The sequence below is a fragment of the Blautia sp. HA3515 genome (assembly GCF_059933065.1).
In genome coordinates this window covers 1-21,971 of sequence record NZ_JAYFUY010000062.1, presented here as the reverse complement: position 1 = coordinate 21,971, position 21,971 = coordinate 1, and the positions used below count along the sequence as shown (strand labels likewise).

General features: G+C 45.3%; 16 protein-coding genes and 5 pseudogenes. 1 reads left to right on the top strand and 20 read right to left on the bottom strand.

Features of this window, described 5'->3' with window-relative positions:
- Positions 1-10: 10 nt before the first annotated feature.
- The 13 genes and pseudogenes from R1Y93_RS04845 to R1Y93_RS04785 all read right to left on the bottom strand — a co-directional run bounded on the left by R1Y93_RS04845 (position 11) and on the right by R1Y93_RS04785 (position 11,901).
- Positions 11-963 (bottom strand): annotated as a pseudogene (locus tag R1Y93_RS04845) (TIGR03943 family putative permease subunit).
- 15 nt (positions 964-978) lie between these two features.
- Positions 979-2,168: pseudogene (locus R1Y93_RS04840) on the bottom strand (CobW family GTP-binding protein).
- 265 nt (positions 2,169-2,433) lie between these two features.
- Complete coding sequence (locus R1Y93_RS04835) at positions 2,434-2,667, bottom strand: polya polymerase (RefSeq protein ID WP_158420872.1); 234 nt, start codon at positions 2,665-2,667, stop codon at positions 2,434-2,436.
- Between the two features lie 214 nt (positions 2,668-2,881).
- Positions 2,882-4,764, bottom strand: a pseudogene (gene glgB, locus R1Y93_RS04830) (1,4-alpha-glucan branching protein GlgB).
- 34 nt (positions 4,765-4,798) lie between these two features.
- A complete protein-coding gene (locus tag R1Y93_RS04825; protein WP_500821846.1) occupies positions 4,799-6,151 on the bottom strand; it encodes an alpha-amylase family glycosyl hydrolase in 1,353 nt (450 codons plus the stop codon).
- Between the two features lie 236 nt (positions 6,152-6,387).
- Positions 6,388-6,555, bottom strand: a complete 168-nt coding sequence (locus tag R1Y93_RS04820) for a hypothetical protein (RefSeq protein WP_500821844.1) — start codon at positions 6,553-6,555, stop codon at positions 6,388-6,390.
- Positions 6,539-6,769 (bottom strand): hypothetical protein, encoded by a 231-nt coding sequence (locus R1Y93_RS04815; protein WP_500821842.1) that lies wholly within the window; start codon positions 6,767-6,769, stop codon positions 6,539-6,541. Before R1Y93_RS04815 ends, R1Y93_RS04820 begins: the two co-directional genes overlap by 17 nt.
- Positions 6,744-7,595, bottom strand: a complete 852-nt coding sequence (locus R1Y93_RS04810) for a polysaccharide deacetylase family protein (RefSeq protein ID WP_500821841.1) — start codon at positions 7,593-7,595, stop codon at positions 6,744-6,746. Before R1Y93_RS04810 ends, R1Y93_RS04815 begins: the two co-directional genes overlap by 26 nt.
- A gap of 84 nt (positions 7,596-7,679) precedes the next feature.
- Positions 7,680-8,783, bottom strand: a complete 1,104-nt coding sequence (gene nagA, locus R1Y93_RS04805) for an N-acetylglucosamine-6-phosphate deacetylase (protein WP_500821856.1) — start codon at positions 8,781-8,783, stop codon at positions 7,680-7,682.
- Positions 8,783-10,042 (bottom strand): trigger factor, encoded by a 1,260-nt coding sequence (gene tig, locus R1Y93_RS04800; protein ID WP_500821840.1) that lies wholly within the window; start codon positions 10,040-10,042, stop codon positions 8,783-8,785. The genes nagA and tig overlap by 1 nt, the downstream gene beginning before the upstream one ends.
- A gap of 53 nt (positions 10,043-10,095) precedes the next feature.
- Positions 10,096-10,827, bottom strand: coding sequence for a polysaccharide deacetylase family protein (locus R1Y93_RS04795; RefSeq protein ID WP_500821838.1), 732 nt, complete (start codon positions 10,825-10,827; stop codon positions 10,096-10,098).
- The gene (locus R1Y93_RS04790) at positions 10,781-11,587 is read right to left on the bottom strand and encodes a hypothetical protein (RefSeq protein WP_500821836.1); all 807 of its coding nucleotides are present in this window, start codon (positions 11,585-11,587) and stop codon (positions 10,781-10,783) included. Before R1Y93_RS04790 ends, R1Y93_RS04795 begins: the two co-directional genes overlap by 47 nt.
- The gene (locus R1Y93_RS04785) at positions 11,584-11,901 is read right to left on the bottom strand and encodes a hypothetical protein (RefSeq protein WP_500821835.1); all 318 of its coding nucleotides are present in this window, start codon (positions 11,899-11,901) and stop codon (positions 11,584-11,586) included. The genes R1Y93_RS04790 and R1Y93_RS04785 overlap by 4 nt, the downstream gene beginning before the upstream one ends.
- Positions 11,902-12,130: 229 nt before the next feature.
- On the opposite strand from R1Y93_RS04785, the pseudogene R1Y93_RS04780 reads away from it, so the two are divergent.
- A pseudogene (locus R1Y93_RS04780) lies at positions 12,131-12,687 on the top strand (hypothetical protein).
- A 159-nt stretch (positions 12,688-12,846) separates the two neighbouring features.
- Here the strand turns inward: R1Y93_RS04780 and R1Y93_RS04775 are convergent.
- From R1Y93_RS04775 to R1Y93_RS04745, 7 genes and pseudogenes are all read right to left on the bottom strand, one after another.
- Positions 12,847-13,290, bottom strand: a complete 444-nt coding sequence (locus tag R1Y93_RS04775) for a YwiB family protein (RefSeq protein WP_158420887.1) — start codon at positions 13,288-13,290, stop codon at positions 12,847-12,849.
- A 127-nt stretch (positions 13,291-13,417) separates the two neighbouring features.
- Entirely contained in the window at positions 13,418-14,239 is an 822-nt protein-coding gene (gene murI, locus R1Y93_RS04770; protein ID WP_500821833.1) for a glutamate racemase, read from the bottom strand.
- Positions 14,240-14,423: 184 nt separating this feature from the next.
- Positions 14,424-15,470: an Ig-like domain-containing protein gene (locus R1Y93_RS04765; RefSeq protein WP_500821831.1), complete on the bottom strand. Its 1,047-nt coding sequence runs from the start codon at positions 15,468-15,470 to the stop codon at positions 14,424-14,426.
- On the bottom strand, positions 15,457-19,587 hold the full coding sequence (locus tag R1Y93_RS04760) for a hypothetical protein (RefSeq protein WP_500821829.1): 4,131 nt from the start codon (positions 19,585-19,587) through the stop codon (positions 15,457-15,459). Before R1Y93_RS04760 ends, R1Y93_RS04765 begins: the two co-directional genes overlap by 14 nt.
- Before the next feature lie 201 nt (positions 19,588-19,788).
- Positions 19,789-20,043, bottom strand: a complete 255-nt coding sequence (locus R1Y93_RS04755) for a hypothetical protein (RefSeq protein WP_500821828.1) — start codon at positions 20,041-20,043, stop codon at positions 19,789-19,791.
- Between the two features lie 25 nt (positions 20,044-20,068).
- Entirely contained in the window at positions 20,069-20,485 is a 417-nt protein-coding gene (locus R1Y93_RS04750) for a Ger(x)C family spore germination protein (protein WP_500821826.1), read from the bottom strand.
- A 457-nt stretch (positions 20,486-20,942) separates the two neighbouring features.
- A pseudogene (locus R1Y93_RS04745) lies at positions 20,943-21,773 on the bottom strand (GerAB/ArcD/ProY family transporter); the annotation flags it as partial.
- Positions 21,774-21,971: the final 198 nt, after the last annotated feature.

Below are 21,971 nucleotides of genomic sequence, written 5' to 3'. Positions count from 1 at the left end.
CTCATGCTATCTAATTAAAATATACCATTTCTTCTTCCAGCGGCTCACATGGCGTAACATTCTCTGCATAAAGAACCACGCCATCTCCCTGATATTCCATTCGTCTTTCAAAAGCCACTTTTGCAGTAACCTCCACCCATTCCTTTTCTTTCAGCTTAGGTGCAAATGCACTTTTGCATACAAAGCCAAGGAATGTGGTATCGTCTGCACAACAGGTCATGGCGATCCTTCCTGGTACAAAGAATTTGCTGCCCATTCCGCGGGGCTTCATAACCCGTCCCTTAAACCGGACAGTTTTTCCAACATAAGTATCCGGATGATCCATTGCATCCACAAACCAGATACCGTAATCCTCAGGCGGAATCTCAATCACAGGAGCATTTACGTCAAAGGGCATCTGATCCCCGAAAATATCATCGATCTCCCCTTCTTCATCTTCAAAGATCACTTCTGCACTCTGGTTGGAAACCTTAATGCTTCTCCGGTAATTAGCCAGCGGATCTTCTCTCTTGCACCGGTTAAATACTACCATGTCCGTATATTTCACCATGTCCATAAAAATGGACTTCATATTTGCCATATATACCTGAAACGTACTTCCGTCCACACAGGTGATCTGCTGCTCCACACCCCAGCCAAAGGGCAGCTTCATGTCATAGAATTTGCTGACCAGCCACATACCATTATATTCAATGATCACTCTGTCCGGCTGATGGATGATCTCCATTGCCTCCAGGCGCTCTGTAGTCAGATCCTCTTCTTTTTCGATCACTTCTACCACTGTATTATTTTTCGCAAGGGCTTTGGTATCGTATTCCTCTTTCGCCCTCTTCCATCAGTATGAGAAGTGTTTTTCCATCGATCTGGAAATAGTCCTGATCCAGGGTAAATCTGCGAAAAGTGGTTTTACCGGCTTTCCAGAAATCCTGTGATCAAATATATAGGAACCCTGATCTCATCCATGGTCTATCCTCCGCCTTATGCATTCAATCCAAAAAGCTGTGCCAGTTTCTCTTCATTCAGCTTGGATCCGATCACGCAGAGACGACCGGTGTATTCAGGTGCACCTTCACGGATCTCTGTTTCTTCCGGAACCATGTCAAAATAAATCCATGTTCCATCTTCTGCAGGCAGCATTCCCTTTGCACGAAGGATGATACCATATTCCTCAGATGCGGACAGTGCTTCCAGCATTTTCTCCAGCGCTTCTCTGGTGTATTTCTTAATGGTCTCACGGCCCCAGCTTGTAAATACTTCATCTGCATGATGGTGATGATGGTCATGGTGGTGATCATGTCCACAGCCGCAGCTGCATTCCTCATCATGATCATGGTGATGATGATGCTCATGGTCATGCTCGTGTTCATGGTCATGTCCGCAGCCACACTCTTCATCATGGTCATGATGATGATGCTCATGGTCATGCCCACAGCCGCACTCTTCATCGTGATCATGGTGATGGTGCTCATGGTCATGCTCGTGTTCATGGTCATGCCCGCAGCCACACTCTTCATCATGGTCATGGTGATGATGATGCTCATGCTCCTCTTTCAAAAGCTCTTCTTCCAGAGATACAGGATGCTCCATAACCTCCAGCAGCTTCTTACCTTCCAGCTTCTCGATAGGTGTGGTCTGATGGCAGCACTCTATTAATCTCCCTTAAAAGCTCCATTGCCTTTGTGGCTTTTTCTTCATCCACAATATCTGTACGGCTCATAATGATAGCCCCGGCATACTCTACCTGGTTGTTGAAAAACTCACCGAAAATTTCTCATATACATTTTGCATTTCTTTGCATCAACAACAGTTGTATAGCTATTTAGTGTTATGTCAACTTCTTTTTCCACACCCTGTACAGCCTTGATCACATCAGACAGCTTGCCAACACCGGATGGCTCGATCAGGATACGGTCCGGATGGTACTTCTCTACAACTTCCTTTAAGGATGCTCCAAAATCGCCGACCAGAGAGCAGCAGATACATCCGGAATTCATTTCACGGATCTGAATCCCTGCTTCTTTCAGGAAACCGCCGTCAATGCCAATCTCGCCAAATTCATTCTCGATCAAAACAACCTGCTCGCCCTGAAATGCATCCTTCAACAGCTTTTTGATAAGAGTTGTTTTTCCAGCTCCAAGAAATCCTGAAACAATATCAATCTTTACCATTTTATTTTCCTTTCTGTTCTGGATTTGATCCATGAACGCAACTTGACCAGGAAACGCTTGCGCCCCCTGGTTCATGCATAAAACGACGGCCGACGTCCCTGATCATAATACTGTAAACGTAACTGCTCCATATCCTCGCAGTCACCGGAAAGTATCTGTATCTCTTAGAAACGTCAGCCTGATATTCTTTTATCTAAGTCGAAGAAAATGCTCTCTTCGCAATAAATAAAACACTACCTTACGGTTCACAGCGGCTCGCTCTAAATCAGCCGTTGATCATGAAGTTCATCAGCTTCTCGATGTCTTCTTTCTCGTATGCTACGATCTCAAGCTCCGGGATCTCGCCATTGGAGAAGATGTTTGCCAGAGATACATACTGAGATAATTTGGACTTCAGATTCAGTCTGTCGCCTTCGCCTGTAACAAGCTCAACTTTACCTGCACAGCTGTCAACTACTTCAAAAAATTTATCAACGTCTTTAATATTGGATACTTTCATGCTAATATCTCCTTTCAAACTCTACGCTTTCCTGATTAATATAACTGTTCAGTATTCTAACAGCTACATCTATTTCGCGCTCATTATACCCTAACTTTTCCTAAAAAGCAAGAGCAGGTTCACTTAATACAGAAAAAAAGATCGGTAAAAGTTACTGTTCACAGGTAATATCCCGCGAGGTGTTTTGCCATGAATATGACAAACTCCTTTCCGCTTAATACTGGAAAACAGCGATCCCGTATGCAGGCAGCGGATACGCAAACGAATATGGCCTGTTGTCGCACTCCTGCTTCACTGCCAAATACCTTCTTCCAGGTTCTTCCATTTTCATCCATAAGCTGTGTATACTGCTTAAGTCTTGGCACGCCAACCCGGTAGTCCGGTCTTGCAACCGGTGTAAAATTACATACAAAAAGAAGATTGTTTCTCTTGGTAGGCGACTTGCGCACAAAGCTGAAAATACTTCTGTAAGCATCGTCTGCATTAATCCATTCAAATCCCTGAGGATCACTATCCGTGGCATGAGCGGCAGGATACTTCCTGTAAATATACAGCAGATCCTTAACAAAGCTCTGCAGATCCCGGTGCTCCTTTTCCTGAAGGAGGAACCAGTCAAGCTCCCGCTCCTCACTCCATTCCCGCAGCTGTCCGAAATCCTGTCCCATAAACAGCAGCTTCTTACCAGGATGCCCCATCATAAATGTATATCCGACTTTCAGGTTTTTGAATTTGTCCTCCAATTCACCTGGCATCTTACTGAGCATGGAGCATTTCAGATGAACCACCTCATCATGAGAAAGCACCAGCACATATTTCTCACTGTAAGCATATGTAATGGCAAAGGTCATCTTGTTGTGATTATCCTTGCGGAAATAAGGATCCAGCTTCATATATTCCAGGAAATCATTCATCCATCCCATGTTCCATTTCAGGGAAAATCCAAGACCGCCATCCTCTGCTTTGCCAGTTACCTTAGGCCATGCCGTAGACTCTTCGGCGATCATCACAGTCCCATGATTTCTTCCAAGGACAACCGTATTCAGGTGCTTAAAAAATTCAATCGCCTCCAGATTCTCATTGCCGCCGTACTTATTGGCTACCCACTGACCGTCACTCTTGCCATAATCCAGATAAAGCATGGACGCTACTGCATCTACACGCAGGCCGTCTACATGGCATTCTTCGATCCAGAAAAGTGCATTGGCGATCAGGAAGTTCTTTACCTCCGGACGTCCGTAATTGTAGTATCTTAGTGCCCCAGTCCGGATGCTCCCCCTGTCTTGGGTCTTCATGCTCATAAACTGCTGTACCGTCAAAATTAGCCAGTCCATGGGCATCCTTGGGGAAATGAGCCGGAACCCAGTCCAGGATCACACCGATCTTCTGTCTATGAAGATAATCGATCATATACTTAAAGTCCTGTGGCGTGCCATATCTGGAAGTAGGTGCATAATAGCCAGTAACCTGATACCCCCATGAGCCGTCAAACGGGTGCTCTGCGATCCCCATCAGTTCTACATGGGTATATCCCATTTCTTTTACATACTTGGCCAGCATCTCACCAAATTCCCGGTAATTGAAAAAGCCTTCTCTGTTGTCCTCAGTGCTTGGATGCTTCATCCAGGAGCCGGGATGCACCTCATAAATTGCCATTGCATCCTTTTTTTCGTTAAACCGGGGGCGGTTCTTCATCCATACACCATCATTCCATTTATATGAGGAAATATCTGTAATGCGGGAGGCAGTTCCCGGACGCATCTCGGCTGCATTTGCATATGGATCTGCCTTATAAAGCTCTTCGCCATGCATCCCCACAATATAAAACTTATACAGCTGCCCCTCTCTGGCTCCAGGCACAAAAACCTGGAAAACACCAATAGGTCCGGCTTTTTCCATGGGATTTGCCTGGGTATCCCAGTCATTAAACTCGCCGATCACGGATACATATTGTGCATTCGGCGCCCATACAGCAAAATATACGCCTTTCTGTCTGCCATAAGAAACCGGATGGGCTCCCAGCTTCTTGTAAATATCATAATGCGTTGCCTGTCCAAACAGATACTGATCCAGCTCTGTGAACTGCATTTTCTCTCCCATACAGATTACCTCCTAGAAAACATTTATTGACCTGTCAGCGCATAGCTGCCAAAAAGCTCTCATTAGGTGCAAGCTTCACCTGAAGGGCACCGTTTTCTTCTTTTATTATCGATCCGTCCAGAAGACTGGTATATGTCTTACCCTGCATCGGAACACGGATGCTTAAGTATGCGTCTTTATCGTCATTATTCACAGCAACGATCACGCCTTCATCTCCCAGAATCCTTGCAAATGCATACTGTCTGTTTGTAAGAAGCAGCTCCTGATACCGTCCTTCAGACAATGCAGGCTGTTCCTTGTGGATACGTCCCAGTGTTTTTACCCACTGAAGAAGCTTTGGATCCGGCACATGCTCAAGGGCCTCCTTCAGATCTACTGCTGGACGAAGAGGATCATCGTTTGCCCCCTCTTTTCTTCCCTGAATGCCCCATTCCGAGCCATAATACAAGGATGGAATACCTGGAAGTGTATACAACAGGGTATGTACCGGATAAATATGTCCTGGTACATTCAGCTTGGAAGCAATCCTGTCCACATCATGGTTGTCTACAAAGGAATACAGCTTCAGTCCTTTGTAAATGCCTCCGTTAGCATCAAATTCCCTGCGGATGGTATGTGCGATCTCAAAATAATTGTGATCATTATGCCCTGAATAAAGACCCTTATGAAGTTCATAATTGGTTACGCTGTCCAGCTTATCTGCACTTACATAGCGGCTGTAATCCCCATGGATCACTTCACCCATCAGCCAGAAATCCGCTTTTTTCTCATTGGTATAACGGCGCATCTCCTCCATAAAGGAAAATTCCAGACAGTCTGCACAGTCCAGACGGATACCATCAATATCAAATTCATCGATCCAGAAGCCGATCACACTAAGGATATACTCCCTTACCTTTGGCTCCCAGTAATTCAGATTGACCAGTTCAAAACAATTCCGCCATGCTTCATAGCCAAATCCGTCATTATACGGGGAATTCCATCCGAAATTGATCCCCTTAAACCAGGAACAGTATGGGGAATTTTCCCTGTTCTGCTGAATATCCTTAAATGCAAAAAATTCTCTGCCTGTGTGGTTGAATACGCCATCCACAACAATCTTGATTCCCAACTCATGCGCTTTTGCAACAAAAGCTTTAAAATCCTCATTGTCTCCCAGTCTGCGGTCAACCAGCTTATAGTCTCTGGTATCATAGCCATGGGAAGTAGACTCAAATAATGGTCCTATATAAATCGCAGTGCAGCCTAATGACTGAACATACGGAAGCCACTCCATAAGCTCCGGAAAACAGTGTGTCACTTCCTCCTGTGTGTTCTGCCTGGGTGCACCTGTCATACCGATTGGATACATGTGATAAAATACTGCTTCTTCATACCATTTGCTCAATGTTTTATGCCTCCTGCTCTTAAGTCCGCTCATCCGGCATTTTCCTGCTCTGTAATATCTGCCGGATCGTAATTTGGGCGATCCCATACCTTTTCCGTCTGTATCTATGCACTTTGTTCAAAAAAGTCATATTATAGAACCGCCTCATAGTCAATATTATACCAATGGGAGGGCAATGCGTCAATGTTAAATGACAACATACCCTCCCATATTCTTGTATTTTATGCATAAATCTGTTATTTCTGACTATTCCAGTTATTCGCCGCTTTCATCCGTATTGCCATCTGTACTTCCGTCAGTATTTCCATCTGTACTTTCGCCAGAAGTATCTCCTCCATCAGAAGAAGCCCGGCAATGATCCCCTTATCAAAAGAACTTTGCCAGAAATCAGAATAGGATGCCATCTGCAGAGTGCACTCCTTTGGCCTGAGCCATCTCGCTTACTGTAACCAGCTTATAGCCCTGTGCCACCAGTTCCGGAATGATCCTCTTTGCAGCCTCTACTGTAGGCTGATGAATATCATGCATCAAAATGATACTTCCATCAGACAGATCCCCCTCCATAACGGACTTATAATCCAGGTCTGCATCCTTATAATCCCAGTCCCTGGAATCCACACTCCAGGGTAAAAAACGGCTTTCCAACAGTATCAATGATATCCTGATTCCATTCTCCATAAGGCGCCCTGGCCACCGTTGCCGCCTGGCCACAGGCTTTGATCAGAAGGTCATCTGTATCGGTAAACTGTTTCTTTACAGAATCCAGATCCAGATTTTTAAGATTAGGATGATCATAAGAATGGCTTCCGATCTCACATCCGGCTTTCAGGATATGCTGTACCTGTTCCGGATAATTGGCCACATTTTGTCCAAGCATAAAAAACGTGGCATGTGCATTGTTCGCTTCCAGACAGTTCAACAGATCATCTGTATACTGTCCCGGCCCATCATCAAAAGTAAGGCAAAGTAATTTACGCTTCTGAGTGGGGTCATAAGATCCATCTTCATTAAAATAGTAATCCTTTATTCCTTTTGATACCCAGCCGGTCTGAACATAACCATTATCATTAAAGCAGTATTTGGTTCCGGAAATATCCTGAAGCCCTCCTGCATAATATGTACCATCCGCATTCTGATACCACTTGCCATTTTCATCTTCATGCCATCCGGGAGCCACATATGCCACCTTGGCCGTATCTTGCTGCCCCTTTAAAGGCTGGCGGATGGCTGCATCCGGATCCGCTGATATATTGGCCTGTACCTCTACTGACTTGCTTTCATCCTTTCCACTGATACGGTTGGCAATGGGAATAATGATCCCTCTTACCACAAATACCACTGCCAGAACCATAGCCACCAAATATGTGGCAAGCCTGATGATCTTCCTTCGTCTCATCTGGCGCTTTTTCCTGCGCATCCTCTCACGTGCTGTTCTTCTGTTCATTTCACCAATAACCCCACTCTTAACTATGATTAACCGATTGTATAATTATTCGCATATGGCAGGATTAACATCCCACTTCTATACTCATATTACCTGAATAAGATCCAATTCCGGTGTTACCAGAAGAAGATCTGCTTCCTTTCCAATTGTTACTGATCCGGTTCTGTGATAGATCCCTATACTCTTTGCCGGATTCCTGGTTGCTGCAAAAACAGCGTCCTTCAGCGGAATCCCAAAAGATACTGCCTTCTTCATACAGTCAAAAAGATTAGTCGCAGAGCCGGCAATCGTGCCGTCCTGCAAAAGTGCCTTTTTATTCTGTACCTGTACCAGTTGGCCGCCCAGATGATAAGTACCGTCTTCCATTCCGGCTGCCATCATGGAATCACTGATCAGGATCATCCTCTCAGAGCCAAACATATGAAATGCAGCTCTCACTACTGAGGGATGTACGTGTATCCCATCACAGATAAGCTCTACCATACATTCAGGATCATCAAGGGCCGCACCGATCAGCCCTGGTGCCCTATGTCCCAAAGGCTCCATAGCATTAAACAGATGGGTCACATGATGTGCTCCCTGTTGCATGGCTGCCCTGGCTATATCATAATCTGCTGATGTATGTCCAAGGGAAATACATACCTGATCATGAAATTCCCGGATAAACTCCATTGCCCCTTCTGCATTGGGTGCAAGGGTCATAATGCGGATCTGTCCGCCGGAATACCCATTCAGCCTGCCAAACAGTTCAGGATCTGGCTTTAGGATATAACCTTCCTTATGTGCGCCCTTCCTGACAGGATCAAGAAAAGGTCCCTCCATATTGATCCCCTGAACGGTTGCCCCTTCCCGGTATTCTCCCAGACTGCGGATGTTGATAAAAATATCCTTCAGACTATCTTCAGGCAATGTCATGGATGTTGGACAGCAGGATGTGATCCCGTGCCGCCTTTCATATCTCAGGATAGCCTTCAGTCCCTCCATATCTCCGTCAGAATAATCGTGTCCGTCGGCTCCATGGGTATGGATATCTATCAGTCCCGGCAAAACAAGCAGTCCCTTTGCATCGATCACCGTGCAGTCTGTCAGCTGCTCCTGACCGGATACGATCCTGTGTCCTTCAATATACACATCCTGTCTGCGGAAGCTTCCGTCCTCCTGGAACACCGTACCGCCCTGAATGATCATCACTGAGCCTCCGTACCATCTGCACCTGTTGCATTTGTATCTGCTGTGTCTGTATTTGCTGTATCTGTATTCGCTGCTTCTGTATCTGCTGTCTCTGTATTTGCCGCATCTGTATTTGCTGCTTCGGCCTGCTCCACGTTGGCATTGGCTACCAGGAAATCTTCGATACGCAAAAGTCCAATCGTCTCATCCACTGCTGCCTGTCCGTAAGTATCGATCAATGCAGCCATATCTCCTGCACCTGACTGCTGCAGGATCTGATCCTGAATAGCCAGACATTCCTCATCATCCAACGTAATGCCCTCGGCATCCATAATCTTCTGGACGATCAGATTCTGTTTTACCTTCTGCTGTGCATAATACTGGCACTGGCTGTCAAAATCTTCGGTAGTCAGTCCCTGAGACTCTACAAACTCTTCCAGCTTCATCCCTGCCTGATCTGCATACTTCTGTACCAGACGTTTGTACTCTGCAGAAGCCTCATCCATATCAGCCTGAGGATATTCCTTGATCTCAGAATTGGAAAACACCTGTGACCATGCCTGAGTCTTCAAAGCCTGATCTGCATTTGTTACAGCCTCTGCCTCCAGCTGGGTACGCACCCCTGCCTTGTATTCTTCCATATTGGCATAATCGGTATTATCAGTCACCCACTCATCTGTAAACTCAGGCGCTCTCCGAAAGCTCTGCAAAGTGATCTGGAATACAGCATCCTGCCCTGCCAGATCTGTCTGTCTGTAGTTCTCCGGAAATGTAACTTCAACATCCTTGGTATCACCTTTCTTCATACCGATAATACCTTCTTCAAAGCCTGGGATCATGGTGCCATCTCCGATGGTCAGATCATAATTGTTCCCTGATCCGCCTTCAAAAGCCACTCCGTCTTTCTTGCCTACAAAATTAATGGTAACTGCATCTCCGTCCTGGACAGTAGCCCCCTTCTGGGTAACTTCCTTCATATTGTTCTTCAGATTCTCTGTAACACGGTTGTCCACATCTTCATCTGTAACCTGCACATTACTTTTCGTCAGGACAATTCCCTTATATTCACCCAGTGTAATATATTTATCTATATCATCTACAGATACCAGACGGGTGTCTGAGTCCTGACTGCTCTTGTTCCCATCTGTATCCTGTGCTGTATCGGTTTTGGTGTCCTCTGTCTTTGTGCTGTCTGCATTGCTGCTTCCGTTATTTCCACAGCCAGCTGCCAGCATCAGGCACATGGCAAGTACTGCCACGCATGTTTTTCGTTTCATTTCAGTCTTCCTTTCTCCTGTTTATGCCATCTTTATCATGATACCCCCAGGTGTCAGCCCATAGGCGGTACCGGTGTGGGTCTTGAAGGATCAAACACAGCAGATGCGTCAAACAGATCTGACAGCATCTCCGGATTGTAGTACATCCTGTACCCATCCACATTCCTGCGGCCCATACGGAAATAACCGTCCAGGATCTGTACAAAATATCTGCTGGAGTCCACATTACAGTAATAATTGTAGCCCTGTGACTTCAGATATTCAAACTTCTCGTCTCCGGTATAATCGCCGCCACCATTAATGTCTGCGCCAAATGCAAAGATAATAATATCTGTACCGCCAATCAGTGGATCCACATTCTCCTTAAAATTCTGCGTATCTGTCACAAGCCGTTCCATGGAAACACTGGACATATTCTTATGCCCCCAGGTATGGCTGGCAAAGATCCAGCCCTCAGCTTTCATAGCATCTGCTACTGCCTTTGCCCCTGCACGCTCTGTATCCAGATCAAAATCCGGATGTGCATCCAGCCAGGCCTTCTTATCATCATTCAGGTCATCCGGCCTGGTCTGATAACTGATATCTGTACGGTATCCAAGGATCCCGTTATATCCGGTAAGTGCAACAATGCCCTTGGCTCCATGATAGGAAAAGTCCGGATGTGCTTCAACAAAACGGTCGATCAGGGGAACCACATCATAATCCCCCACAGAGATACTCCCGTCATCCTCCACGTATTCATTCCGAACCCTGCCATCTCCATCTACCACCAGTTTTTGTGGCAATCCCATCCCCGTCCTGTGAATGATAATAACACACATCATCCTGCGAAAGCACAAACGGGATTTTCCCTTCCGGCAGATACACCTCTTTTCCCTGCATCACACCATTCTCATCTATCTGGGCAAGGTCATAAATGCTCACCATCACATAACCTTTGTCATACATGGTTTGGGTGATCTGGTTAAACTCACTCATAGTGGTCATGACCTGGTCGTAACCGCCCTGTTTGTAATCTCCATCAAAAGCCTTTGATGGATCTACGATCAGAGAATGATAAAAGATATGTGTTACCTGCTCAGGGCTCCATGCCACACAGGCATCCTTTGTCTGCTGATAACCAGCTGCAGCCTGCTGCATATCAGGGCTGCTTCCGTAAGCAGCATCATTCTGAAGAATGCTGAGCGCCTGGTCATAGTCGTACTGAACTGCACAGTTCTCTGCCTGGGCCAGTACCTGCTGGATCCGCTCTGCCTCTGCAGCTGCCGCTGGATCCGGGGTTGGTGTAACCTCTTCTGTTACCTCCGGCGTGGGCGTTGCTTCCTCTGTCACCTCCGGCGTGGGCGTTGCTTCCTCTGTTATCTCCGGCGTGGGCGTTGTTTCCTCTGTTACCTCCGGCGTAGGCGTTGCTTCCTCTGTTACTTCCGGCGTGGGCGTTGCTTCCTCTGTCACCTCTGGTGTAGGTGTAGTCCCGGTCACTGCCGCCACATCAATATCTTTATCTGTACTGTTCTTATTACCGGTCTTCTTACTTCCATTGATCACAGCCGTCCGGATCCTGACAAACTGCTTCCCGATATCCTTACGGAATAGAATCCCTCCGCAGGTAAACAATACCAATATAGCAAGAACCGATCCAAGAATCCTGTTCCTCTTTCTTCTCTTTCTGCGAAGCAGGATCCGCTCATGCCGTTCCTGTCTGCGTGCTTCATAATAAGCCGCTTCAGCCTTCTCATCTGTATCCGTTTCCCGGAATCAGCCAAACTGTCTCCCCAGAATCCTGGCTTCTCTTCCTCAGGAAGCTGCAGTTCGTCCTTAATCTCCCTGCTGTCCTCCTGTCCCGGCTTCATCTCCCTCATTCAATATACTCCTTCTTCTTCATGAACGATACAAAAGCATCCGTCCAAAAAGTTCTTCTTATCTGTATGATTCCCAATATCGTATTTTTTATTATAACCGTTTATTCCCCTAAATTCTACATTCCTATTCCGTTTTAATTTTATTTTAATAATTGCGTTTTACCTCAAACAATGTTAAAATAAACTTTGCGTGAGCATTATTACAAATTACACACAGGAGGATGCGTATATGAGTACAGTAACTATCGTCCTTCTTGTCATTCTGGTTGTTCTGGTAGGCTTGTTGATCGGCTTGTATTTTTTCGGAAAAAAGACCCAGAAGAAGCAAGAGGAGGCAGCAGGCACAGATCGAAGCTTCCAAACAGACGGTTTCCATGTTGGTCATTGACAAAAAACGGTTGCCGCTGAAGCAGTCCGGTCTTCCACAGATGGTCATTGACCAGACTCCCAAAGCTTCTGCGCCGTTCCAAACTGCCGATCGTAAAAGCAAAAGTCGGCCCGAAGATTTCTATCCTGATCGCAGACGAAAAGGTTTTTGACCTGATCCCGGTAAAGAAAGAGATCAAGGCAGAAGTCAGCGGATTATATATTGTAGGTGTTAAGGGTATCCATGGTACTCTGGAGGCTCCAGTCAAGAAGAAAAAAGGCTTTTTTGCCCGCTTCAAAAAAGACAAGACTCCGGAAGTTCAGGCTCAGCCAAAGCAGTCCGGCAAATCTGCAAAGAAAGCCAATGCTGCAGCAGCTAATACCAATACAACCGGCAAGAAAAATAAGAAAAAGAAATAAGCCGTATTTCGGCACCATACAAAATACCTACACGCTGCGTGGACATTTTGAACAAGTTAAAACCGTATACAAAAACCTGTATACACAGACCTGCTTCCCAGGCTGTATATACAGGTTTTTTATTGGGAGATCCGGATTACCCAGGATCTTCAACATCTTCTATAAAGCAAAATGATCGTTCTTTTCTTCTACCAGAATAGAAAGACAGCAGTCAGCCACATAACCCTCATTCATTTCCAGGGCATAGTCCACTTTCATATCCAGACATCCTTCTTTTTCTTTAAATTCCAAATTCGTAGCAGCGATCCCCATCTGCAGCGTGCCAAAGGGTGTGGTATAAAAAGCCACATTCTTCTTTCCCTGTTCAAAGACCATATGAGTATTCACCAGGCCTTTCTTACGTACCTCCATTCCCTTAGGGGAGATCTTGATATAATTTACCGTTGGTTTATTGCTGTCATCCAGCATTTCTTCATAACGCACATAATGGCTGCCATTGCGGAAATAGTGTTCCCCCGGAACCACGATCTCTACCGGTTCCTCCTGTCCATCTCCTTCCATCATATGCAGTCCGCTTACATGCACCAGCACCTGTTTTTCCATGTTATGTTCATTTCCTTTTCTGATATATCTTTGGGCATTACACCGGAACTGACCTTTTTGATATGCATCCTGCTCCTGTGTTATAATTCTCTGTTTTTGTTATGTCCCTGTTCTTGTGCCGGTCCTTTTAGTATTTCTCTATGTCGATCTTCTTTGTCATAGACACATCATAGGGCAGGATGGAATTTGCAAATCCTGTAAATTTGTCTGCCAGATCGCTGACGAAAAATCTATAAGGAAAATCCTCCTGGGTTGTTCCTGCACTGAGCATATTTTTTTCTTTCAAAAGCCGTCCCAGCTCCAACGCTGTCTCATAGGCAGGATTCACAAGGCGTACACCATCTCCCATCACCTGTGCGATGGTGGATCTCAGCAATGGATAATGGGTACAGCCAAGGATCAGTGTATCAATATTCTCTTTTTTCAGATCCTCCAGATACCTTTCGGCTACCTGGGTGGTTACAGGATCATGGGTCCAGCCTTCTTCTGCCAAAGGTACAAACAGCGGGCAGGGCCGGCCGATCACTGTGATCTTCGGATCCAGCTTTTTCAGATATTCTGCATGGATCCCACTGCCAATGGTGCCTTCTGTGCCGATCACACCAATGCGGTGATTCCTGGTCACTGATGCAGCTACCTTGGCACCGGCCTCGATCACTCCAAGCACCGGTATATCCTGCTCTGCCTTTACTGTATCCAGAGCAAAGGCACTGGCTGTATTGCAGGCTATGACAATAGCCTTTACCTGCTGTTCCTTAAGGAAATGGATGATCTGCCTGGAATATCTGACGATCGTCTCCTTTGATTTACTTCCATATGGAACTCTGGCTGTATCACCAAAATATACGATTTTCTCCGAAGGAAGATTACGCATGATTTCTCTTGCCACAGTCAACCCGCCTATCCCGGAATCAAATACTCCAACAGGGGCATCTCTATCTATCTTCATTATTAATTCTCCGTTCTCATGGATTCAGGGCAGAATCTGTCCCCTGCATCTTAGGATTGTTGAATCATTTTACCACCAAATCAGCCCAAGTGCAAGACAGTCAGCCTCTGCCCTTGTAAACAGAAAAAGCCTTGCCCATGTAAACAGAAAAGTCTTGCCCATGTAAACAGAAAAACCCTGCACCTTATTTAACAGTTACTTTGATCTTACAGGTTTTATTCCCTGCTTTTACTGTGATCACAGCTGTACCGGCCTTTTTACCTGTGATCACGCCATTTTTAGCAGCCTGGGCAACCTTCTTGTTGGAGGAAGTATATGTTGCCCTCTGAAGACTTGTCACAGGTGCAACTGCTGCCTGCAGCTTCAGCTTCTTGTTTCTTCCAAGCTTTACGCTCTTTGCAACTTTCTTGCCTGTAGCAGCATCTGTAACTGTCAAAGCAGTAGTCTTTACTGCCTTTTTCTGTACCTTCACCTTGAACCATACAGAATATCCGCTTTTCAGTTTCACTGTGATCACTGCAGTACCGGCTGCCTTACCTGTGATCTTTCCTTTATTGCTTACTGCTGCAACCTTTGGTTTGCTGCTGACAAAGCGGTCAACACTATCGCCCTTTGCCAGACCACTTACTTTCACAGTGTAAGACTGTTTTACCTTCAGAGGCACCGTTTTCTTTGCACCAACAGACATAGTAATTGTTGCGGGCAATGCAGGAATTTCCTGTACGTTCAGTTCTTTCTGGCATACCGTACATTTCTGTACCTTCTTTCCTGCCACAAGAGCAGTTGCCTCCTGAACCACTGTCCATTCTCCTGCCTGATGATTACCGGTTGCAGGAATCACTGTCTGAGTTGTCTCCTCACAGGTTGCACACTTGAGGGTCTTGTAACCATTCTCACTACAGGTAGCTGCTTTACCGCCAACTTCCATTGTATAGCTGTGATTTCCGGTTGCAGGGATCACTGCCTCTACCGGTGTGTTACACTTAATACATGTAGTCTTTTTCAGACCTGCCTCTTTACAGGTTGGCTCCTTTACAGTAACCCATCCGTTTTCATTTGGTACGTGAGCTGTACAAATATCACTGCCCTGATTTTCTTCAGTAAAAATATAATCACTAAGGGAACTGATAAGGAAAGTAACGGTCATGTCCTCTTCATCATAATCAAATGGCAGTTCTTCCCTCGTACCATCCCCCAGTACGTGGATCAGCTTCATATTATCCGGATCCATTCCATCCTGGGATCGGCATTGTTACACGGATTGGTGCAGATGGCTGGATGTTTTCTTTTCCTTCCACTACCTGGTTATTATTTTTTGTATCCACTACAGACAGCTTAATACTAAGTACCAGACTGTTACCTGGTGTATAACCGTAAGTATTACCTGATTCCTTTACTGTCAGCTTGGCTGCCAGTACCTGATCCTGGCTGGTTCCGGCAGACGCAGCATCCAAAGCAGTCAGCGCTGCTCCTGTAACCTGGATCTCGCCCACCTTATCTGTTACCTCGGTAACAGTGTTTGTAATATTCTCATTGGCCATTATTGCCAGCTTCTCTGATATTGGAAGAACATTATTCAAGTTGCCTCTGGAAGCCAGTTCTTCATTGTCAATGGAAATGAGGTCTTTTACAGAATCATTGATTCGTTCCTTCTGCTCTTCTGTTAATTCCTCTGTATCTTCATCAATGTTTTCCAAAATATCTTCCAGCGTACTGTCGATTTCATCCATCTTATCCCATATTTGGTCTTCTGACTGATATTCCTGAATGTTGACAGTTCCAATATCTGTGCAGATCAAATGCTGGTCATCCGGATCAATTCCTACAACAAATCCCCCGTTAAAGCCAACATAATAGGTGATCCCCTCTGTCAGGTTATATCTTACAGTACAATCGGAAGTGTTCGCTATTTCCCGCTGAGCTACAGGCTTTTTGCCTTCCATAGCATAGATAACCGGCCGCAGTGCCGGATCAAACACATAAGCACCTGTGTGATCCGGTGTGAAGGTATACCAGGCATTACGATACTCTAATGGATTTTTAATATTTTCGTTGGTGCCCATTTTTAAAGTGCCAAGAACCATCTGATCTACAGGCAATACCTGGATCATGCAGTCTTCTTCATTTTCGATGGTCAGCGGATCAAAGTCATTAACATAAATCACTGCTTTATAAGTTCCTGCCGGATAGCGTGCAGAAGAATCTGTATCCACACTGACTTTTTCTGCATACAGCTCGTAGCTGTTGCCCACTGTATCCCGATTATCCTCACTGGTGCGGATTTCCACATCTTCTGTTGTGTCATCCTGATATGTAACATGTAAGGTACCAAGCAGATAGAACACATCTACATACGCTGCCATCTTGTTTTCCAGTTTCCACTCTACAGAAGCCTTTTTTACTTCTTTTACATATGTAAGCTTCAGATTGAAAACATTGGCGTACATGTCATCGCCTTCGTCGTCATAGCCGATTAATACCTTTCCACTGAAACCAATGTAATAGGTTGTACCCTGTACAAGATCGTAGGTTTTATAACTGTCTGCATTCATAGACGGACGGATCAGATCCTCAAAATCATCCAGCAACTGGTAAACACCGACATTACCAAATTCAGCATCCCCATCCTCTGTATCAATCTCCAAATTGAATTTCCCGGATACCGGTGCTGTAAATCTGTACCAACAACATTTACCTGCAGGGCTGTTCACTCCATTATTGATCCCTACCGTAAGCTCTGTAAGCTGTGAAACTGCTTTCACCTGGAAGGTGTATGTCTGATCCATGGTTGTAATCTGCTTTCCGTTACAGCTTATAAGGATCTTATAGGTTCCTGCCTCCAGGCTGTTCCCAGGTGCCACTTCTGCCCCGTCTTCCACATCAGATCTTTGCAGTTTGTAAGTATAAACACATCCGTAATCTTCATCAACCGCTTCTCTGTTATCTCTGCCGTTAAAGGTAAATTTTTTCTCTGTATCGTCTGCATAATGAACAGTCAATGTACCATTCAGATAAACCGCATCCAGCCTTTCTGTGTAGTCCATGCTGCCAAGCTCCAGGCTTGCAGAAGAAACATCCGGTGCATCCTCTTTCTTCGTGATGGTAAGATCACGTACTGTCTCGGACACGTCCATCCAGCCATATCCAAGGCCTATGTAATAGGTTTTATTTCCTTCAAGGGTATAAACCCGATCTCCGTCATTGGTTTCTCCCCAAGCAATGTCTGTGTAATCATTTCCAAAATCTTCACGGACTACAGAAGAAACCTCTTTGCTGCCATGGATCACATAATTTCCTGCATCCTTTGTTGTAAAACGGTACCATGCATATCTCTGGTCACTGGTAGTCTTATAGAATTTTACATCCTTGTTTTCCCCTTCATGAAGCTCTGTAAGTTCACTCAAAGCCTTCACATGAATGGTATATTCTTTATCCAGGGGCAGGGGCTTGCCGTTACATTTTACGATCAGTTTGTAAGTACCTGCGTGCAAAAAAGCGCCTATCGCATACTCTTCTCCCTCTTCATCCGAAATATCCTGGAAGTATTTGCTGTATTTATTTCCAAGAGAGTCTGTCCTTTCATCAAAATCCAGATTCTCTGTGTTTCCGTCACTGAATATAACATGAAGAACACTTTCTGATTGCCAGGTATTGGACCAGCGTTCTGTAAGTTCTGTGCGATACAAGGTTGTGCTTGCAGACTGCACATGGGGAACCTGTCTAATCTGCAGGTCTGCCTTATTTGCATATTTATGATAGCCATTTTCATCAATACCTGTGTACAGACGATCAGAAAATTTCAGATAATAAGTGGTTCCTGCTTTCAGCTCATAAGTCCAACCAAGACCGGTATCCTTATTATCATCCTCTGAAACATAGTCCAGTGCATCACTGTTATTATAACTGGAAGAATCTTCTTTTTCCGGATAGATCCAGCTGTTGATGGACATAGGATATATTTTGTATGTGCCGTCTTCCTCGGGAGTAAACTGATACCAGTAGTTCCTTCCTGAACAACCCTCTATATCTGAATTGGAACCGGACTGTAAAGTACGCACTTCCTTTAATGGGATCACCCGGATATCGTATCCGTTCTGCTGACCCACGGTCTGGTCGTTACAGGTAAAGTATATTTTGTATTTTCCTGCTTCCAGCTCAGCTTCGCCTCCAGAAACACCATCATCTGTTATGATATACTCTGAAAAATCATTTCCGTATTTGTCATACACACTGCCACTATAATACTCAAGGTCATAAGATGTTCCGTTATCATAATTTATATGTACCTTTGCGCCCCTAAAAGAAATAGCATCCTGGTTCGCCACAAATTCCTTCTGCACATTTGTATCATCTACTTCAACAGACGAAATCCCCGGAATCTGATATATTTTCATCTGGGAAGCCGTATTTGATGAATGATACCCGTCATCATCACAAATGCTGATGTTACCTCTAAAGTTCACATAATATATTTTCCCCGCTGTCATCGGATAAGCAACGCTGGTAAATTCATGAGGGTGTGTAAACAGCCGGTCAACTCCGGTAAGACTGTCACCATTCTCCTCTATCACATCTACATAATCCCCCACTGGTTCAAAAACATAAATACCTGTTTTGGGAACTGTGAGCTGATACCAGGAATCCCTTCCGTCTGCCGGACTTGCAATATCATGATTCTCATCACCTACAGTAAGCTTTGGTGCTTCACTTCTGGGCTTTATGGTGATCGAACGGATCCCCTCTGTCACTGTAACATCCGGTCTTCCCTTCCCACGGATGTCTTTGCCTGTAAGAACCAGGTCATATGTACCTGCAGCCAGCATACCACTTACCGGCTGTCCATCTTTTTCATAAGTATAGGTCCACTGATATCCCTTATCATTATCTTCAACTGTAGAGCTGTACTGGTTAAATGTGAGCGTTGTTGTAAAACCATCCCCGTAAGTAATATGCAGTACCGCACCTACGATCCTGCAGGGATCAGTAAGATGTTCATAAAATTCAGTCTGTGCATGAAGCATATCTATAGACACAGATGCTACCTGGTCTACGTCCACCTGGCCATCAGCCAGGACAGGATCTGTCCCCTGGACAGTGGCTCCATCTGAAAAATCAAAGAGCTGATCTGCCTCTGCTTCCGGCTCCTCTGCCACATCCTCCACAACTTCACTTTCCGGCTCCTGTGCATCCTCTACTTCCGGTTCTGCAAAGTCATTTTCTGCTTCCACATCCGTGAAAACGCCCTCTTCTCCTATGCTTTCTGCAAATACAGATGCAGGTGCAGAAGTCACCAGCATTGCAGCCGTTAAAAGCACGGAACATACTCGTGATATCAAACGATTTTTCATGTTGTTCCTCTCCCCTCTTGTGATTATTATTATTTTAATTGTATTGAAAATATAAATATATGTCAATAAAATCGTCATAAAATTCCATATAAATTCTATAAATCCCAACATAAAAAGTAATAAATTTCCATATAAATCCCATAATCCCAACATAAAAGTCACGAATATCCACAAAACCCCACATTTATTTCCCTGATACGCTTACAGATTCTTTATAAATTCCACAATCCAAAAGACATATTCCGGCTGTGTATCCTCCACATCCTGCTCCTCTTTCCATTCTTCCGCCGGAATCCTGCAAAAATCAGGATACAAAAGCCCCCACCATGCCACTATACTGTGAGGCTTTTGTGTATTTCCCATATCCGCTGTATTTCCTGTAAATCCCACTGCCAGAAGACCTGCCAGAAGGGAAAGACACAGCCGGGTGCTTTTTCGCCTTAACCACCTTATCACCTTGCGTACCTCCTGCTTCTTTCCTTTAAGTATTCCCTGTTTTTTCCTGTTTATTCTGCCCTGGAAAATCCACCCGTATCTGCTCTCCTTCCACACGGATCACCGGCAGCTTCTGTAGTTCTTTTCCTGTATAAAAATCATAGTAAATGTCCCGCAAAGTGATCCCGTCAGGCCTTCTGTCCCACTGGGTATTCTCCATGATCCCCTGCACCCATTCTCCAAGAGAGCTTTCTGTACCGGATCTCCAGCTTACAGCCTTCTGGCCGCTTTCCGCCTGAAATACGTAAATATTTTCCCCTACATAAAGCTCCTGCCTCAGATAATCTGCCAGGTGCCTCCAGTTTTCCCTTTCCAGCATGGAATTTCCGAGTACCAGAATCTGCAAATGCCCCAGATCCAGATATTTTCCCTGTGATCTGCAGATATGCCTGTTCAATCTCATCAAAACTGCTGCCTGAAACAGTCAGACTGCCCACGCCTTCCTCTCCTGCCTTATCCTGTCCGGTAGCCCGCATCATATCCGGCATCCCATAGGTGAAAACATAATTCTTTTTTTCATCCAGATCTACGCCTAAGGCCAGCGGATAAATTCTTTTTTCAGGTTCAACACCACCGCATCCCCCTGCAAATAAGCATATACTTAAAACCATCCCCACAGCTGCCAGACCTTTTCTCTTCCATTTTCCCCGGTTCCGCACCATGAGAAAAATCTGCAGAAGTAAAAGCCCTGGAAGGAAAACATACTCCAGATAGGGTTCAAAAACTCCCTCAATGCCAAGCCCCTTTACTTTCGTCAGGGAAACAGCATAAGCAGCACCTGCCAGCCAGTATCTGCCGGTTCCAAGCCTGGCATTTTTCAGGATCTGATCCCCGTAATGAAGAAGGCTTCCTATAGAAAATAAAAGCCCATACACCAGGATTCCCATCCAGATCACATCAAATCTTGCCAGCACATTGCCCGGCAGATTGGCACCTGCCAAAAGAGGCAGCACCGGATATTCCTCCTGCAAAACCCTGTTCCATCCAAAAACAGAGGGCAGAAGCAGTTCCATTCCCACAAGGATCCCGCCCAGGGTCAATATCCCACAGGCCAGGACTTTTCCGCTGCTGCCCTGCTTTTCCACGCAAGGCAGGGAAAAAGGCAGAAGACCGATTCCTGAAAAGGCACACAACTGAATATAAAATCCATCTTTAAACTCCAGGCCTGCTGCAACAGAATCCTCTATCATCTGTACAAGATAATCCTTCCTTCCCTGAAATGCGGTCAGTACCATAAGCAAAATAACTGCTGCCAAATACAGGCCGCCACTGGCTCCTGCCATACGCCCCCGTCTTTGCATCCCTTTATGGATTCCCATGGCACAGACTAACACCGCAAGAAAAGCGATCCATTTTCCGCTGATCTGGTTTGTCAGACTCTCCGGTACGATCACTGCAAGCATATGCAGCAGATACCCGCAGGTTAAGATCACATATACTGACAAAAACAAGGCGATCACAATGCCTCCCCCTGTCCCTGCATATTTTTTCAGATTTGTGCAAAAGGGTGCCAGCCGGATGAGAAATACCAGATAAAGGAACAACAAGATCTCCACTGCTGCCGTACCCAGGATTCCCCAGATCCCTGCAGGTCTTCCTTTTCCAAAAAGTCCCAGAAGTAACGGGGATGTAAACGTAAGCACGATCTGATAATAAAGCTGTTTGTGAGAAATCCTGTTATTTTCTTCCATTTTCATTACTGTTTTCTCCTTTTCAGCCGGATTCTTTCTTTTCTGCTGGCAAACACAGGCCTGTACCTGCGAAGCCGAAATGGTATCCTAAAATCCCATCCCCTACTCCCTGGGCTTTATTCTTCCTGGTAAACGCACCAAGGTAAGGAAATCCGAAGTCTTAAAAGCCCTGCCAGATGGGAGATCACCAGATAAACT

Coding starts and splice junctions, on each gene's coding strand:
- R1Y93_RS04810 (WP_500821841.1), bottom strand. CDS start 7,595: ATGAACAGAAGAACAGCACGTGAGAGGATGCGCAGGAAAAAGCGCCAG.
- R1Y93_RS04820 (WP_500821844.1), bottom strand. CDS start 6,555: ATGGCATCCTATTCTGATTTCTGGCAAAGTTCTTTTGATAAGGGGATC.
- R1Y93_RS04765 (WP_500821831.1), bottom strand. CDS start 15,470: ATGGATCCGGATAATATGAAGCTGATCCACGTACTGGGGGATGGTACG.
- R1Y93_RS04835 (WP_158420872.1), bottom strand. CDS start 2,667: ATGAAAGTATCCAATATTAAAGACGTTGATAAATTTTTTGAAGTAGTT.
- murI (WP_500821833.1), bottom strand. CDS start 14,239: ATGAAGATAGATAGAGATGCCCCTGTTGGAGTATTTGATTCCGGGATA.
- R1Y93_RS04750 (WP_500821826.1), bottom strand. CDS start 20,485: ATGAGATTGAACAGGCATATCTGCAGATCACAGGGAAAATATCTGGAT.
- tig (WP_500821840.1), bottom strand. CDS start 10,042: ATGAAACGAAAAACATGCGTGGCAGTACTTGCCATGTGCCTGATGCTG.
- nagA (WP_500821856.1), bottom strand. CDS start 8,783: ATGATCATTCAGGGCGGTACGGTGTTCCAGGAGGACGGAAGCTTCCGC.
- R1Y93_RS04760 (WP_500821829.1), bottom strand. CDS start 19,587: ATGAAAAATCGTTTGATATCACGAGTATGTTCCGTGCTTTTAACGGCT.
- R1Y93_RS04785 (WP_500821835.1), bottom strand. CDS start 11,901: ATGAGGGAGATGAAGCCGGGACAGGAGGACAGCAGGGAGATTAAGGAC.
- R1Y93_RS04775 (WP_158420887.1), bottom strand. CDS start 13,290: ATGGAAAAACAGGTGCTGGTGCATGTAAGCGGACTGCATATGATGGAA.